General features: G+C 31.7%; 16 protein-coding genes and 1 pseudogene. 8 read left to right on the plus strand and 9 right to left on the minus strand.

Annotated features, from left to right (window positions below):
* Positions 1-109: 109 nt before the first annotated feature.
* From HKO22_RS10655 to HKO22_RS11115, 5 genes and pseudogenes are all read left to right on the plus strand, one after another.
* The gene (locus tag HKO22_RS10655) at positions 110-289 is read left to right on the plus strand and encodes an ADP-ribosylglycohydrolase family protein (protein ID WP_211660182.1); all 180 of its coding nucleotides are present in this window, start codon (positions 110-112) and stop codon (positions 287-289) included.
* A gap of 270 nt (positions 290-559) precedes the next feature.
* Positions 560-667: pseudogene (locus HKO22_RS11110) on the plus strand (ADP-ribosylglycohydrolase family protein); the annotation flags it as partial.
* 293 nt (positions 668-960) lie between these two features.
* Positions 961-1,650 carry a transposase gene (locus HKO22_RS10665; RefSeq protein WP_211660183.1) on the plus strand — a complete coding sequence of 230 codons (690 nt, stop codon included), beginning with the start codon at positions 961-963 and terminating at the stop codon, positions 1,648-1,650.
* A 113-nt stretch (positions 1,651-1,763) separates the two neighbouring features.
* Entirely contained in the window at positions 1,764-2,078 is a 315-nt protein-coding gene (locus HKO22_RS10670) for a hypothetical protein (protein WP_211660184.1), read from the plus strand.
* Between the two features lie 38 nt (positions 2,079-2,116).
* Positions 2,117-2,299, plus strand: coding sequence for a transposase (locus HKO22_RS11115; RefSeq protein WP_407947278.1), 183 nt, complete (start codon positions 2,117-2,119; stop codon positions 2,297-2,299).
* Between the two features lie 210 nt (positions 2,300-2,509).
* Here HKO22_RS11115 and gltS read toward each other — a convergent pair whose 3' ends face one another.
* From gltS to sdaAB, 8 genes are all read right to left on the minus strand, one after another.
* Positions 2,510-3,709 carry a sodium/glutamate symporter gene (gene gltS / locus HKO22_RS01425; RefSeq protein WP_169968029.1) on the minus strand — a complete coding sequence of 400 codons (1,200 nt, stop codon included), beginning with the start codon at positions 3,707-3,709 and terminating at the stop codon, positions 2,510-2,512.
* A gap of 25 nt (positions 3,710-3,734) precedes the next feature.
* On the minus strand, positions 3,735-4,691 hold the full coding sequence (locus HKO22_RS01430) for an aminopeptidase (RefSeq protein WP_211660185.1): 957 nt from the start codon (positions 4,689-4,691) through the stop codon (positions 3,735-3,737).
* A gap of 227 nt (positions 4,692-4,918) precedes the next feature.
* Positions 4,919-5,587 carry a GntR family transcriptional regulator gene (locus HKO22_RS01435; RefSeq protein WP_169968033.1) on the minus strand — a complete coding sequence of 223 codons (669 nt, stop codon included), beginning with the start codon at positions 5,585-5,587 and terminating at the stop codon, positions 4,919-4,921.
* Between the two features lie 100 nt (positions 5,588-5,687).
* The gene (locus HKO22_RS01440) at positions 5,688-6,578 is read right to left on the minus strand and encodes a diacylglycerol/lipid kinase family protein (protein WP_169968035.1); all 891 of its coding nucleotides are present in this window, start codon (positions 6,576-6,578) and stop codon (positions 5,688-5,690) included.
* A gap of 18 nt (positions 6,579-6,596) precedes the next feature.
* Complete coding sequence (gene ymfI, locus HKO22_RS01445; RefSeq protein ID WP_075659627.1) at positions 6,597-7,331, minus strand: elongation factor P 5-aminopentanone reductase; 735 nt, start codon at positions 7,329-7,331, stop codon at positions 6,597-6,599.
* Positions 7,332-7,460: 129 nt separating this feature from the next.
* Complete coding sequence (locus HKO22_RS01450) at positions 7,461-8,702, minus strand: dicarboxylate/amino acid:cation symporter (protein WP_075659628.1); 1,242 nt, start codon at positions 8,700-8,702, stop codon at positions 7,461-7,463.
* A gap of 1 nt (position 8,703) precedes the next feature.
* The gene (gene sdaAA, locus HKO22_RS01455) at positions 8,704-9,585 is read right to left on the minus strand and encodes an L-serine ammonia-lyase, iron-sulfur-dependent, subunit alpha (protein WP_075659629.1); all 882 of its coding nucleotides are present in this window, start codon (positions 9,583-9,585) and stop codon (positions 8,704-8,706) included.
* On the minus strand, positions 9,586-10,254 hold the full coding sequence (gene sdaAB, locus HKO22_RS01460; protein WP_075659630.1) for an L-serine ammonia-lyase, iron-sulfur-dependent subunit beta: 669 nt from the start codon (positions 10,252-10,254) through the stop codon (positions 9,586-9,588).
* 268 nt (positions 10,255-10,522) lie between these two features.
* On the opposite strand from sdaAB, the gene HKO22_RS01465 reads away from it, so the two are divergent.
* Positions 10,523-12,100, plus strand: coding sequence for an AbgT family transporter (locus tag HKO22_RS01465; protein ID WP_169968036.1), 1,578 nt, complete (start codon positions 10,523-10,525; stop codon positions 12,098-12,100).
* A gap of 127 nt (positions 12,101-12,227) precedes the next feature.
* Here HKO22_RS01465 and HKO22_RS01470 read toward each other — a convergent pair whose 3' ends face one another.
* Complete coding sequence (locus HKO22_RS01470; RefSeq protein WP_169968250.1) at positions 12,228-12,911, minus strand: radical SAM protein; 684 nt, start codon at positions 12,909-12,911, stop codon at positions 12,228-12,230.
* Positions 12,912-13,146: 235 nt separating this feature from the next.
* On the opposite strand from HKO22_RS01470, the gene HKO22_RS01475 reads away from it, so the two are divergent.
* Both HKO22_RS01475 and HKO22_RS01480 read left to right on the plus strand, forming a co-directional pair.
* A complete protein-coding gene (locus tag HKO22_RS01475; protein WP_075659632.1) occupies positions 13,147-13,989 on the plus strand; it encodes a DegV family protein in 843 nt (280 codons plus the stop codon).
* Positions 13,990-14,336: 347 nt separating this feature from the next.
* The gene (locus HKO22_RS01480) at positions 14,337-15,278 is read left to right on the plus strand and encodes a DUF2232 domain-containing protein (RefSeq protein WP_169968038.1); all 942 of its coding nucleotides are present in this window, start codon (positions 14,337-14,339) and stop codon (positions 15,276-15,278) included.
* Positions 15,279-15,282 lie beyond the last annotated feature (4 nt).

The raw sequence follows: 15,282 nt of genomic DNA on the forward strand, positions 1-15,282 counted from the left end.
GATATGGTTGGTTTTGGGACATAGAATAAAGAAGCGGGAACTTGGTCCGATGATACTAGCCTGACTCTTGCGACTTGCAAATCTATAACGGACAAGGGATATATAGATATTGATGATAATTAGAAAGAATTTTAAAGATTGGTTATTTAATGGCAAGTTCACTGCTGACGGAGAAGTTTTTGATGTTGGTATGACAACTAGAGAAGCTCTTGAATTGAATCGCGGTATGTCTGACTTTTACTCCAATGAAAATGGATCACTCATGAGAATTTTACCATTGCCTTTATAAATGCGAGCGATGAAAAATAAAAGAAGTTTCTAGCATTACTCATGTTCATGAAATTTCATGAAAAGCTTGCGTAGATTATGTTCATATTGCGAGGAATTTAATTAAAGGCGAAAAATTAAATGTAGGAAATAAAAGTATAGACTAAGTTAAATAGGCTGGCTTCGCATATCATACTTTGGACGCTTCTTTGTGGTGCATATTAAACACTAATAATTATAAAGATCCCTTCTAAAAGTAGTAAACCTTGGAGATGACACAGACACTACTACAGCTATTACAGGTGGACTTGCTAGAATAATTTATGGCTATAATGCTATTCCGAGAGAGGGCATTGAAAAGTTAAAAAATAAAAAGTTAATAGATCAATGCTTATTTTGATTTGATGAGTTGCAAATAATATTGTGACACTTAAAGAAAACTAAGTTCATATAAAAATACTTCAATGGAGTTTGACGGTTAATACATTACATAGTTTTGTTATCAAGTTTTCTTAAAATATTTAACTGCATTAGAAGTAAAATATTTTAATATTCTTTTTAGTTTACAATTATAATAAAAAAACTATAATGGTTTAATTCAAGTACTATATAAAAGGGGCTGTTGCAAAAGTTCCAATAAATAAAAAGACGAGGAAACATAAAAATCCTCGTCTTTTTTGATACAATGTAATCATGAAAAAACAAAACGATACACTGTCATTAACTAATTTTACACTAGTTAATAACACAATTCAACTAAGATTAAACTTCAATACAGAAATATATATCCAAGATGATGTAAAACTAAGACTTGTAAAAAATATAATTGAAAGGATGAATTTATCAGAACTTAAAAAAGTCTATTCATCATATGGAAGAAAAACAGTTGTAAATCCTGTAACAATGCTCGAAATACTAATATTCTGCTATTCAGAAGGAATATTTTCATCAAGAGAAATAGAAAAAGCTTGTAAATATGACTTAAGAATTAAATATCTACTAGATACAGAACAAGCACCTGACCATAGCACAATAAATAGATTTAGACAAAAAATAACAGAATTAACGCCAGATTTACTTAATCAAATGGTCCAAATGTTAATAGAAGAAAATCAAATAGATCTATCAAGTATATACATAGACGGAACAAAGATAGAAGCCTATGCCAACAGATATAGCTTTGTATGGAGAGGAAGCATTGAAAAATATCAAGAAAAACTTAAAATAAAAGTCGTAAAATACTTAGGACTTAATGAAAATTCAACAGCAGAAGAAGTCCTTGAAGTAGTAATAACAGTTTTTAACCAAACGGCAAAAGAATGTGCAGATAAAAATATAGAATTTGTATATGGACAAGGAAAAAGAAAACACCAACTCCAATGAAACTACGAAAAGCTAAAAGACTGGAAAGAAAAACTCGAAAAATACAAAAAACATTTAGAAATAATGGGAGAATATAGAAATTCCTACTCAAAACAGACCATGATGCAACCTTTATGAGAATGAAAGAAGACCATATGTTAAAGGGTAAATTAAAACCATCAAACTATAAAAAATCAAAAACAAGAAAATACAAAAAAGACATGGAGTTTAGAAAGAACCTAAAATATGATGAAAAACAAGATAAATACCTATCTCCAGATGGAAAAGAATTCATAAGATGTAAAGACAAACATACAAAAAAGAAAAGTGGATACATATCGACAACAAAGACATATAGATGCTTTGATTGGAATACAAATGGACAAAAACAAAAGGAATATATATCAGAAACCTTTCAAAAATATAGAGAAAAATCCTTAAAAATATAACATCAAAAGAAGGAATAGAAGAAAGAATAAACAGATCGATCCAAGCAGAAGGAGCATTCTCCAAAATAAAAGATGGTTTATCCTATAATAGATTTCACCATAAGGGAAAAGCGAATGTAATAAGTGAAATAAATCTTTTATCAATATCCTTAAACCTAAATAAATTAGCATCAAAAATAACAAAAAAAGACTTAGAAATCATAAAATACAAAGCTGCTTAAGAAAAAAATTTTCAAAAGTATAGCTTTATTATGTGTCCCCATTTTTAAGGGAAATTGGAAAAATCTATCTAAAATATTTTTTTAAATCGGAAAATATAATGGCTAAATTCAAATATTTAACAAAAAAAGTGATATCGCAAAATAGAATTGTCTATTTTGCAACATCATCTTTTATTTTATAATTTTATTTTAAAAAACAATCTTTTTAGTTTATAAATTAGCTGCGATATTCATCGCAATAGTTATTACAAATGAGTTTATAACATTAATAAATAAACTTCCAATTAATGGTACTAAGAAGAAAGCCTTAGGAGAATATCCATATTTCTCGCTTAAAGTATTCATGTTTGCCATGGCTGTAGGAACAGCCCCTAAACCAAATCCGCAATGACCAGCTGTTATTATACAAGCATCATAGTCACCGCCCATAAACTTAAATGTTAAAAACACTCCAAATAAAACCATTAAAATGACTTGACCAAACAGTAAAACTAACATAGGTGTAGCAAGCTCAGCTAACTCCCATAACTTTAGTTTCATCATACTCATGGCCAAAAAGATAGATAAAGCTATTTCACCCATTAATTCCAACTCTGAATGATGTACATGAAATCTGTTTTCATCATTATTGAGATTTAAAATAGCTGCAGATGCTAACATTCCACCTACTGAAGCTGGAAAATTTAATCCTGATAAGCTTAATAGCTTTGATAGTATTGTCCCTAATCCAATTGATATTAACATAAGATAAGCAGATTCTCTAAATCCTTTTGCAGTTATAACGTTTTCCATAGTAGATTCAAAATCTATTATATTCTCTTCTTCACTCGCTGATTTTGTTTTTGACTTTTTCTCAATTAAAAATTTCCCAACAGGACCTCCTATTAAAGCTCCCGCCACAAGTCCAAAAGTAGCTGCAGATAAGGTTATTGTAGTTGCCGTTTCTAAACCTAGTTTTACTAAATCTGGTGCAAATGCAGCACTAGTTCCATGTCCTCCTGTCATTGGTATAGATGCTGTGGCAACTCCAACCAATGGATCTACCCCTATTATTAATGAGCCAACAATACCCCATACATTTTGTAATATAACCAGTAAGCTTGATAAAATCAGAAACACAATCGCTGCTTTACCTGCTTTTTTAAGTAGAGGTATGCTAGCCGTAAAACCTATACTAGTATAAAAAATAAGCATGAAAAAATCACTTAAAACAAAATCAAACTTTATCATAAATGTTTCTGTTATATATCCTAAAAGAGTCATAGTTGTAAAAATAATTCCACCTACAACTGGAACAGGTATACAAAACCTCTCTAATATGTGTACTCTCTTTTTAACGAATGATCCTAATAGTAACACTAAAACCGCAATTGCTGCAGTATAAAACATGTTTAATTCAATTGTAAACATAAGAATCCTCCCTTATAGTTCCCATTTAAAAAGCAATTTTTCCGTCTTTTAGTATTGTTACTCCATCTGCAATAACTGTAGCTCCAGTCATTATTGCATCATAGTGACATGCTGCTTTTAAAGTTCCACCTAAATTCACACTAGTTCCAATCCCAATATGAACTGAACCGTATACACCTTCATCCTCTAACATTAAGCCAACAAAACTACAGTTTGGATTTAATCCTATACCTAGCTCTGCTATATTATAAACATTAGGATCATTCATAGATTTAAAATTATCTGATAACATTTTTGCTTGATATCCTCCCTTTATGTCTACAATGAATCCATCAATAACTTCAAATTCAATTGGTTCTTCTAATAACCCTATTCCAATATATGGTACGCTAGCGTCTGCTACTATTTTTCCCTGTGCTGTTCCTTCTATTGGGGATACATTAGCTTCGATTGTTGGTGCTGTTGAAAACTCTCCAGGTTCAACTATGCAATATAAAGAGTTTCCTCTTCTACCTTCAGCAGAAAAAGTTAAATCTGTTCCCAATGGAGTTGTTAGATGAACTTTTTTAGAATTTGCTAGCATACTAGCAACCTTTTTGCATAAAGGAGCTTGTTTTTCAAAATCACATTCCATACCTCCGTGAATCATCATGTCTTCGGTAAATTGCGTTAAAACAATTCCTCTACTTCCATTTTCCGTTGCTTTTTTCACAGCATTTGTATGTGTTATAGATTTGCCTACAACTGATAAAAAAGCATCTGAAGCCTTCATCGCTTCTGCAATAATTTTTGGTGGCTCATTACTATCGAACTCTCTTGGCATCATTATAGTAATTACTGGTTCAATATCTTTTCTATAAGCAGATGCAGCTATTGTCTCAGCTATACTGATTTTGTCTGGTTCTGTAACAATTAAAAGTTTCTCTCCTCTTCTCATTTTTAAATTAACATCGATTAATTTATCCGCTATCTTTCCCATCAAAATTTTTTTCATAATAACTCCCTCTCCTCTTTTATATTTTCTATTTTCTATAGAATATTTTATCCTAAAGCTATTATATCCTTTTCTTTAAAACTTTACAATAATAAATTTAAAAACAAATAATTTGTTTGAAAAATTTCAAACTAAAAAAGGCAAAGAAAATAAAATTCCTCGCCTTTTTTGATACAATGTATTTATAAAAACATACTTCGTTATTAAATATATATTTAGTTAATCTTTTTCTTGTTAATTATATAATAACATCCTCTTTTTATATGGTCCTGTAAATACTTTTTAGCTTGTTCTAAATTTTTTTCTTTAAGAGCATTCAAAATATTTAAATGTTCTTCTAAAATTTCCTTTCGTCTTATTTTATCACCAGCAGAAATATTCCTATCTCTAATTAAAACATCGTTCAAGTTTCCTATTAATTCCTTTAATCGTTTATTTCCAGATTTTTCAACAATAAAATTATGCAACTTATTACTCATTTCAACATTGCTATCAATATCATTAATCTTGGTATTTTCTTCTATTTCTTCAATTAAATTATCAATTTCATCTTCAGAAATATTAGAAATTGCTAGCTCTAAAGCCAACTTCTCTAAAGCTTGCCTGCATTCATATACTTCAATTAATTCCTTTTCAGAAAATTCCTTGACATAAACTCCTTTGTATGGAATAACCTCTAGAAATCCTTCTGTAGCCAATCTTCTAAAAGTTTCTCTTACGGGAGTTGCACTTACTCCTAAAGCTTCTGCAATATCTGTCTCATTTAACTTCTGCCCAACTTCAAAAATATTATCTAAGAGCATTTGTTTTAATGATTCATAAACTTGCTGGTTTAGAGTCTTTTTATTTTTAATTTTATAATTTTTAACTTCACTTTTTTCCATAATGTCATATCTCCATATAATTATTAATATTATTTATCTAATATGTATTATTATAACAAATAATATAATGTATTTTAATTACATACATGATATTCCTTATTTAAGGATAGCTTTTTGGAATATAAACCTCCACAGCTTCCTTTAAAATTTTTATATCAACTGGCAAGCTAGGCCCTCTATTGCCATCTATATCCATTATAACTTCTTCTGTACCCAATAATGAAATTTTTGCTTCCTTTAAAGTATAATGGACAACGCTATCTCCTTCTTCAACTTCTCCAGCAATTGAATCCTTTAAAACCTCAAGTCTGTCTTTTATAGAATCACTTGTTAAAATAAATAAATCGGCATTTCCACTATCTCTTTCCTTATCTATATTTGTAAATTCTAATTTTCCAATTTTATTTGAAAGAGCAACTATTAAGTGATCTACTGACCCACTATACTCTCCGCTATCTGATTTTACTTCTAAATTGTATTTTTCAGATGAGGTTAATTTTTCTATGGATTTTTTTATATAGGCCATCCCTCCAAATTTTGATTTTTCTTCTGAAGATACTTCGTGAATTGCTTCTGGAACTGCACCGATAGATGCAAATAAGCTAAAAACTTTATCATTTGCCTTGCCTAAATCTATTTTTTTCGTCCTTATAAAATCAAAGGACAATAATGCCCTTTCTTTATCTTCTGGAATTTCTAATTTTTTTGCCAATAAATTTCCCGTACCTCCAGGCAAAATTAAAAGTTTTGCTTTTGAGGAAATTTTATTCATCCCCATTAAAACTTCATTTACTGTTCCATCGCCACCATATACTCCAATAGCGTCGACATTTTTCACTTCTTCAACAAAACTTGTGCCGTCGCCAGCTTCCTTTGTTTCTCTTAAAATTATTTCATCAAAATGCTTTTTAAGTTCTTCATTAATTTTTCCAATAAATTCTTTTCCACTTTTATCGCCTGAATTTGGATTATAAATAAACAAAATTTTCATATTTCTCCTGATCATTAATTAATATACAATCATTCCACCATTTGGTGAAATTATCTGCCCCGTCATATAAGAATTTTTGTCTGAAATCATAAATGCTACTAACTCAGCAATTTCTTCTGTGGTTGCAAGTCTACCCATAGGTATATCTTCTGATAGAATACATAAATTTTCTTCTCCGATTTTATTTGTCATTGGCGTGTCAACAGCTCCTGGAGCAATCGCATTCACTGTTATGCCTGAGTATCCCAATTCTTGTGCCAAAGCCTTAGTAAGTGCATTTATTGCACCCTTAGTCGCCGAATAATGACTTTCCATAGCTCCTCCAACTATGCCCCAAATAGAAGACATATTTAAAATTTTTCCAGAATGTCTTTCTAACATATAGGGTAGAGCTGCGTGAATAGAATTGTAAACTCCCTTTACATTTACATCAAATATCTCGTCCCAAGTTTTTTCATCTATGTCTTGGAAAAGGGCATAACTAGAAATCCCAGCATTGTTTATCAATATGTCCACTCCCTTAAATCTTTTTGAAACTTCATTAAACATATCTTCCACTTCGACAAATTTTGTAACATCTGCCTTTATTGCAAGGGCATCTCTACCCCTTTCTCTAATTTCCTTCTCTAATTCTTTTGCTTCTTTTTCTGATTTATTGTAATTAATTATTATTCTGTAATCTTCTTTTGCAAGTCTCTTTGCAATATCTCGCCCTATTCCCCTTGAGGATCCTGTTATAAGTACAGTTTTCATCTCACACCAACCTTTAATTTAATTATACCGATCTCTTATTACTATTTAAATAGATATTATTTTATAAAATCTTTACGCAAAAAAAGCTACGCCCTTAGACATAGCTTTTTAGGTAAATATGCTTTTTAATTATAATTCTATTCTCGCTTCATCCTCAAAGTCTTCTTTTGGAATAGGTCTTTTTACAATGTGTTTGTAATAGATTTTTTCAACTGCCATAGAAATAGCATTATCGCCAGTTACATTGGCTGCTGTACCGAAAGAGTCTTGAGTTAGATATAGTGAAATTAATATTGTAGCAAGTGTTCCTGATGAATCAATTCCAACTACTGGCAAGAATGGAAGGGCACTCATTACTGCTCCTCCTGGTGCTCCTGGTGCTGCTACCATCGCAACCCCTAGAATTCCTATAAATTTAATAAGTAATGTGAAAGAGTGATCCATGTTAAACATTGAAAGTAATGTAAATACACAAGCTGTTAAAGTAATCATAGATCCAGCTAAGTGAACAGTTGCACATAATGGAATACAAAATTCTCTAATTTGTCTTGTTACGCCCATTTTTCTATTACAAGCAACATTAACAGGGATAGTAGCTGCTGAAGATTGAGTTCCTACTGCTGTTAAATAAGCTGGAACTGCGGCTCTTAAACATTTTACAGGGTTTCTTCCAGTGTATCCTCCTGCTGCTGTAAATAGAATAACCATGTATAGTAAGTGTAAAATAATAATACATAGGAATATTTTCCAGAATATTCCAAGAATTGCAAATACTGAACCTGAATATGATAAGTTACAGAAGTTACCAAAAATAAAGAATGGAAGTAGAGGAATTACAAATTTTGCTAATACTAAATTTATGATTTCGTTGAATTCGTTAATTCCTTTGTAGAAAGTTTCTCCACTGCCCTTTGCTCTTAATGCTGAAACTGTAAGTCCTAACATAAACGCAAGTACAAGTGCTGCAGTTACATCGATGAAAGCTCCTAGCGGAATTTCAAAGAATGGTGCAATTTCATTTGCTGTTGCTTTTTGAACTTGTTCTGCAAGTTCTGGCTTAATAAAGCTTGGGAATATAGTCCTTGCCATTGTATAAGATAGTGAACCTGCAATAAGTGTTGATGCATAAGAAAGTCCAACTGTTACTCCTAAAAGTTTGCCGGCACCTTCTGATAGATCTGCAATACCCTTAGATACAAAGGCGATGATCATCAATGGAATAATGAAATTTAAAAATGCTCCAAATAATCCAGAGATTGTGATTGCTACTTTAGTTACCCATGCTGGCAAAAATTGACCAACAAGAATACCTAGTGCAATAGCTATTATAAGTCTAGGTATTAGACCTATTTTTTTCTTTTTTTCTGTCATTTTAATCCTCCTTAATATTCAAAAACTTGGATCTAATACATTGTCCAGTTTTTGTACCTGCTAATCCGCCAAGACCAGTCTCCCTAATTGATTCATGCAATAGATGCCCTACTTCGCCCATTGCCTGACAGACTTCGTCAAAAGGTACAATTGATTTTATACCCGCAAGGGCCATATCAGCTGATATAAAAGAATTTATAACACCTGAGGCATTTCTAAAAGTGCATGGATACTCTACTAGTCCTGCAATTGGATCGCAGGCGAGCCCCATTACATTAACAAGTGTAATGCTGGCTGCATTTAGTGCTTCTTCGACACTTCCGCCAAGCATTTCTACTAGTGCAGCTGCTGCCATTGCACTGGCAGAACCACATTCAGCTTGGCATCCACCTTCAGCACCAGCGAATGTAGCATATTTACCAATGATTTGCCCTATTCCTATTGATGTCAAGAGTCCATTTATTAAAATATCATCATCAAGACCATACTTTTCTCTTGCCGCCATTAAGGCTGCTGGCATAATACCAGAACTTCCAGCAGTTGGCGCTGCCGCAATAATTCCCATATTTGCATTAGTCTCTGATGTGGAAAAGGCCATAGCCATAGTCCTCGCTAGAAATTTACTAGTTAAAGGATCTTTTTCTTTTTGATAGTTGTTCATTTTTTTTGCAAAACCGTCTATCATTTTATATTCTGTGTCATAAACTTTATCTAAAGTTTCATGAGAGGAAGATTTCATAACTTCTAAAATTTCTTTTAGCTTGTCCTTCATTTCCTCTTCAGATATTTTAAGAGTCTTTGTCTCAGACTCTAATACTAAATCATAAAAGTGAAGATCTTCACTTTTACAAACTTCTATAATTTCCTTAGCAGTATTTAACATTTAAACCTCCACATATTTTGATGTTAAATATCTGGAATTATTTAACAATTTATTTTTTAGATTTTCGTTAGCATTTTCATCTAACTCAACAGTTAGGGTAACAATATTTGTCAGTTCGTCCTTAGTCGTGTTAATAGATTCAATATTATAATTATCATCGGCTAATGCCGTTGAAACTTCAGCTATAACGCCCTTTTGCTCATTGTATTGAAATAAAAATGTTGGGAATTTTCCGTCAAACTCAACTTTTATTCCATTTATGTCAACTATGACCATATTGCCTCCGCCAATTGAGGAACCGATTACATATTCGCTACTTCCATCTTTGTAATTGAATTTTATTTTAACAGTATTTGGATGATATTCTTCTCCTAAATTTGTCGGGATAAAAGAGTATTTTACACCTCTCTCCTTTGCTATTTCATAAGCATCTCTAATAGAACTATCATAAGTTTTAAAACCCATTATTCCACCTAAAAGAGCTCTATCAGTACCATGTCCCTTATATGTATATGAAAAGGAGCCGTGTAAATAAAATTCCACGTTTTCATAATTTTTAGGGCAGATTTTTGCCGCAACTCTCGCTATCTTGCAAGCGCCTGCAGTGTGAGACGAAGATGGACCAACCATTATAGGTCCAAGTATCTCAAAGGAACTATATTCTTTCATTAGCTTACCTCCTCGCTAATATATTTTATCATAAAGGGATACTATTGTGAAATAATTTTATTCTTCCTCCTTCCGCAAATCAACAAATTTGCTTAAATATAGCATATTATGAATATATTCTTTAATTCTCATAATTAATAATGCAGTTTATCCTATTACAGTGCTGCCAAAAATAACAATATCGTGAAATATTTCTTGCAAGTATTTTATAAATACTATAACATTAATTTGAAGATATCATTTTCATTAATAAGGAGGAATATATATAATGGTTGAAAAAAAGAAAAAAGTTAGAGACCAAAACGATGTCGGTGGTTTTTTAAAGGGTGTAGAAAGAATTGGCAATAAATTACCGCACCCCGCAATGATTTTTGCTATACTCAGTGCAATCGTAATCATAGTATCTTATTTTGCAGCTAAATCAGGCATGAGTGTTACATATTTCGACGCAAAAGCTAAGGAAGAAGTAACTAAAGAAGCCATTTCTCTACTTAATTGGGAAGGGCTTGCTTATATCTTTAACTCTGCAACAGAAAACTTTACAGGATTCGCTCCTTTGGGAACAGTTCTTGTAGCTATGCTTGGTGTTGGCGTTGCTGAAAATAGCGGTCTTTTTGATGCTACACTTAAAAGACTTCTATCAAATGTAAATCCTACGCTTTTAACTGCAACAGTAGTATTTGCCGGAGTAATGTCAAATATTGCATCTGATGCTGGATACTTAGTAGTAGTTCCACTAGGAGCTCTTATCTTTGTAAATGCTGGTCGCCATCCCCTTGCCGGTATTGCCGCAGCTTTTGCAGGTGTAAGCGGTGGTTTCTCTGCAAACTTATTGCTTGGCACAACAGACCCACTACTTACAAATATTACTAACGAGGCCCTAAAGGCAGGAGGAATTGATCTAACACTTGCAGCTACTTGTAACTGGTACTTCCTATTTGTATCCACTTTCTTAATTACAATTATAGGTACTCTTGTAACTAATAAAATTGTCGAAAAGAACTTAGGAGAATATAAGGGATCTTACAAGGCAGATTCAACGCCTCTTACAGATCTAGAAAGAAAGGGACTTAGAAATGCTCTTATATCTTTTATAGTATTCGTAATAGTTATGGCATTTTTAATGTTCCCAGCAAATGCACCTTTTAGAGCTTTCGAAGAAGGCAAAAATGCAATGACCCTTAAATATTTCTTAGGTCATGGACTTATTCCAGGGATGCTACTATTATTTATGATTCCTGGGATTGCCTATGGAAAAACTGTAGGAACAATAAAGACTTCACATGATCTTGTCGATGCAATGACAAAGGCAATGAAGGGCATGGGCGGATATCTTGTTCTCGCCTTCTTTGCAGCACAATTTGTATCTTATTTTAACAAGACAAACTTAGGTCTAATCCTTGCAAAAAACGGAGCGGACTTCTTAGAATCAATTAAATTAAAGGGACTTCCACTTCTAATTATGTTTATCTTGCTTTCAGCTTTTCTAAATTTATTTATGGGATCAGCTTCAGCAAAATGGGCAATTATGGCTCCAATTTTTGTTCCAATGATGTACGAACTTGGACTATCACCTGCCCTTACACAAGTTGCCTATAGAATTGGCGACTCTTCAACAAATATAATTACACCTCTTATGTCTTACTTTGCAATGATAGTTGTATTCATGCAAAAATACGATGAAGACTCTGGGCTTGGAACTCTCACATCAATGATGCTTCCATATTCAATGTGTTTCCTAGTAGGTTGGACAGCACTAATGATTGTATGGTATCTATTGGGACTTCCTGTTGGTCCAGAAGCACCGCTTCATGTACAAGACATGGTATCGATGTTATTTATCTAAAATAAAATATACTTAAAAATTATCCCGATGGATTTTCCATCGGGAATTTTTATTGTGTTTGCACTATATTCTATATAATTCCTAATTATTTCTAATATATTTCTATCTTTAAGCCCTTTAATTTTAATCAACCCACACCAAAATCAGTTATTTCAAATAAAATATCTACATGAGGATCATCCTCAAGATATCTATATTTTTCCACGAACCATTTTACAAGCTCTTCATCTCTTTTTATTTCAGTTGAATTATTCATAAAAATATTCACAGTTGCATGGGAAAAGTTTTTTATGATTTCCATGTCCTTATCTATCATTTCCTTTGTCTGACCCTTTATTCCAACCATGACACAGGGAGAGTCGAAGTATTTTTGTACTTCCCTATAATCTTTAAAATTTGCTCCCTTTTTTAAAACTCCTTCTCTAAAGTCATTGTCAAAAGTTTCTACACCAATTTTAAATGTAATTGGCACCTTAAAAAAATTTCTGATTTCATCAAGCCTATTTCTATAAATCCAGTGTGATTCAAAAAATAATCTCTTAATATTTTTTTCTTCTACAACTTTTTTTATTTCCCTTAAAGTATTTTCTGTTAGTTCAAAAACTGATGCAGAATCAATTACTTCTAATACTCCAAATTCACCACTTACGTTTTTTAAAACCTCAAAATTTACCTCGTCAATTCTTTTATCATCTCTATCATTGTCTTCTATATAATCGCAAAAGGCACATCTTCCCCATTTACATGGTCTTGCCTTTAAAAGCACGATTTCTCTTTTAATCTTCTTTGTAATTTTTGAATATCTATTGATAAAATCATCTCCCTATAACAAAGTCTTTTTACAATAGTATTTTAACATATTATAGATGTCCTATATCTAGGTTGACACCTAATGGACTTTTCTTTATACTAAAGTTTGCAAAAGATGTTAAGTATGTGTAAAAATTAATTAAAGGATCATATTTTCTTAAAAAATAAAAGTTTTAATATGATTATAGTATAAGTAATAAGTAAAAAATTTTTTTAATATAATTGTGAGGAAGTATATGTCAGTAAAAATAATTGTAGGATCAACTTGTGATGTTGAAGAAGATATTAAGAAGGACTTAATCGTCGTTCCCCTCCATGTAACCTTTGGAGAAGAAGACTTTTTAGATTCAATTGATATTACAAAGGATGAATTTTATGAAAGGCTTGAAAGGAAAAAAGAATTTCCTAAGACAAGTCAACCCACACCCATGGCCTTTATGGAGGCCTACAAAAAAGTCATTGATAACGGTGATGAAGCAGTAGTAATAGTTATTTCTTCAAAATTATCTGGCACTTATCAAAGTGCAAAAATAGCTGCCAAGGGTCTTAATGATAAAATTTTTATTGTGGATTCTCTCAATGTTTCCAATGCAGAAGGTGCCCTTGTGGATTTTGCAATGAAACTTGTCAAAGAAGGAAAGTCTGCAAGAGAAATTTCAGAAATTCTAGAAGAAGTAAAAAAGAAGTTAAGGCTTATGGTCTTAGTTGACACTTTGGAATACCTTGAAAGGGGCGGAAGAATTTCAAAGACATCTGCCTTTGTAGGAGGTCTCTTCTCTGTAAAAGTTCTCCTCTCAATGGAAGATGGAGCCATTGCAACTGCCGGCAAGGCAAAGGGAATAAAAAATGCCAATAATTTATTTATTCGTGAAATCGAAAAAAGGGGATCAATTGACTTTTCCATGCCTATTAAACTTGGATACACTGGCAGAGATAGTAGCAAAATTGAAAAGTATTTAAGAGAAACAAAAAATCTCTGGGAATGCAAAATACATTCCCCAGAATTTATCCAAATTGGAAGTGTAGTAGGAACTCACACAGGTCCTGGCGCACTCTTTTTAGCCTATTTTAGCAATTAATCCTTTTAATACTTTCTACACAGAATTTTAATTTAATATTTTCATTTTAAGTTATTTATTATTGTAAAAATTTTTATGAGTTAAATAATATTGAAGAAAATAATTGTAGATGGGATTAACTTTTATTGCGATGACTTGAAGATAAATAATTATATAAAAATATTAAAGATTTGATAGGAGAGTAGCCATGGCGAATCTACAATGGCTTTATTTCTATAAAGATAATGACTATGTAAATTTACTAATTAAGCTAGATATTTCTAGCTTTTTTAATTGTCTAAATCTCCAAGTAAATTTTTATTTCCCCAAGACTAGATTCCTTTATCAAATTGTAATTCTGTGGTAAAATGAAAATACTAGGAGTTGATTTATTGGAAAAAGAAACTGATTTTAAGGGACTCTTTAGGCTTTTTACAAGGTCTATAATTATTTCCATGATTGGAATGATTTTTCCCTTTTTTTATATTTTATTTCCTTCTATGTATGTAGTTGAATCTGTAAAAGAAGGAATTATGAAAGTGATGGCGACTTTAATTGCAGTTGTCCTCTTAATAGCTGCCCTATTGGGACCCATATATGCAATAATTATTTTTACAATCTTTGGACCTTTCATCTTGATTTTTCACTATATGATTAGCACCAATAGATCTGTTTCCATGACTATTACGACGACATCTCTTATATTTTTTACATCGATTATGGTTCTATTTTTTGCCTTTGGCATAAATAGCGATGTGCTAAATTCAAGGGAAACTATTAACACGATTACAGGTTTCTATACAAATGTCGCAAAGGAAGCGGGACTTTCTCAAGTTGATTTGTCTAATTTTGCTCAAAGTGCTGAAATTTATTACAAGAGATTTTTGCAAATTCTTCCCTCTGTTTTAATTATTATATCCTTAGTTATTTCCTATATAACTTACACAACGGCTGGAAGAACATTACTTTCAAGGGGAAAATTTATATTGCAACCTTCCTCTCTTGAATTTTTAAAATTTCCAAAAGAAATTCTCATGCTATCAATTGCCACAGTTGCAATACTTTCTTTGGCTGGCGAATATTTTGGATCAAGCGCTCAGATTTTTACATTAAATTTAATGAACTTAGTTTACTTCATGCTCTTTATAGCAGGTATAAGTGTAGTTAAATTTTTTATGACGAAGTTTGGTTTTAAAAGTTTTTTACAATATCTATTAATTGGTCTATGCCTTACTATTTCTTCACTCCAAATATTTGTGATGATAATTGGTGCAATTGACCAAATTGTTAACTTTAGAAAAATTAATTAAGTGA

The organism is Peptoniphilus faecalis, assembly GCF_012976305.1.
Classification (GTDB): Bacteria; Bacillota; Clostridia; order Tissierellales; family Peptoniphilaceae; genus Peptoniphilus_A; species Peptoniphilus_A faecalis.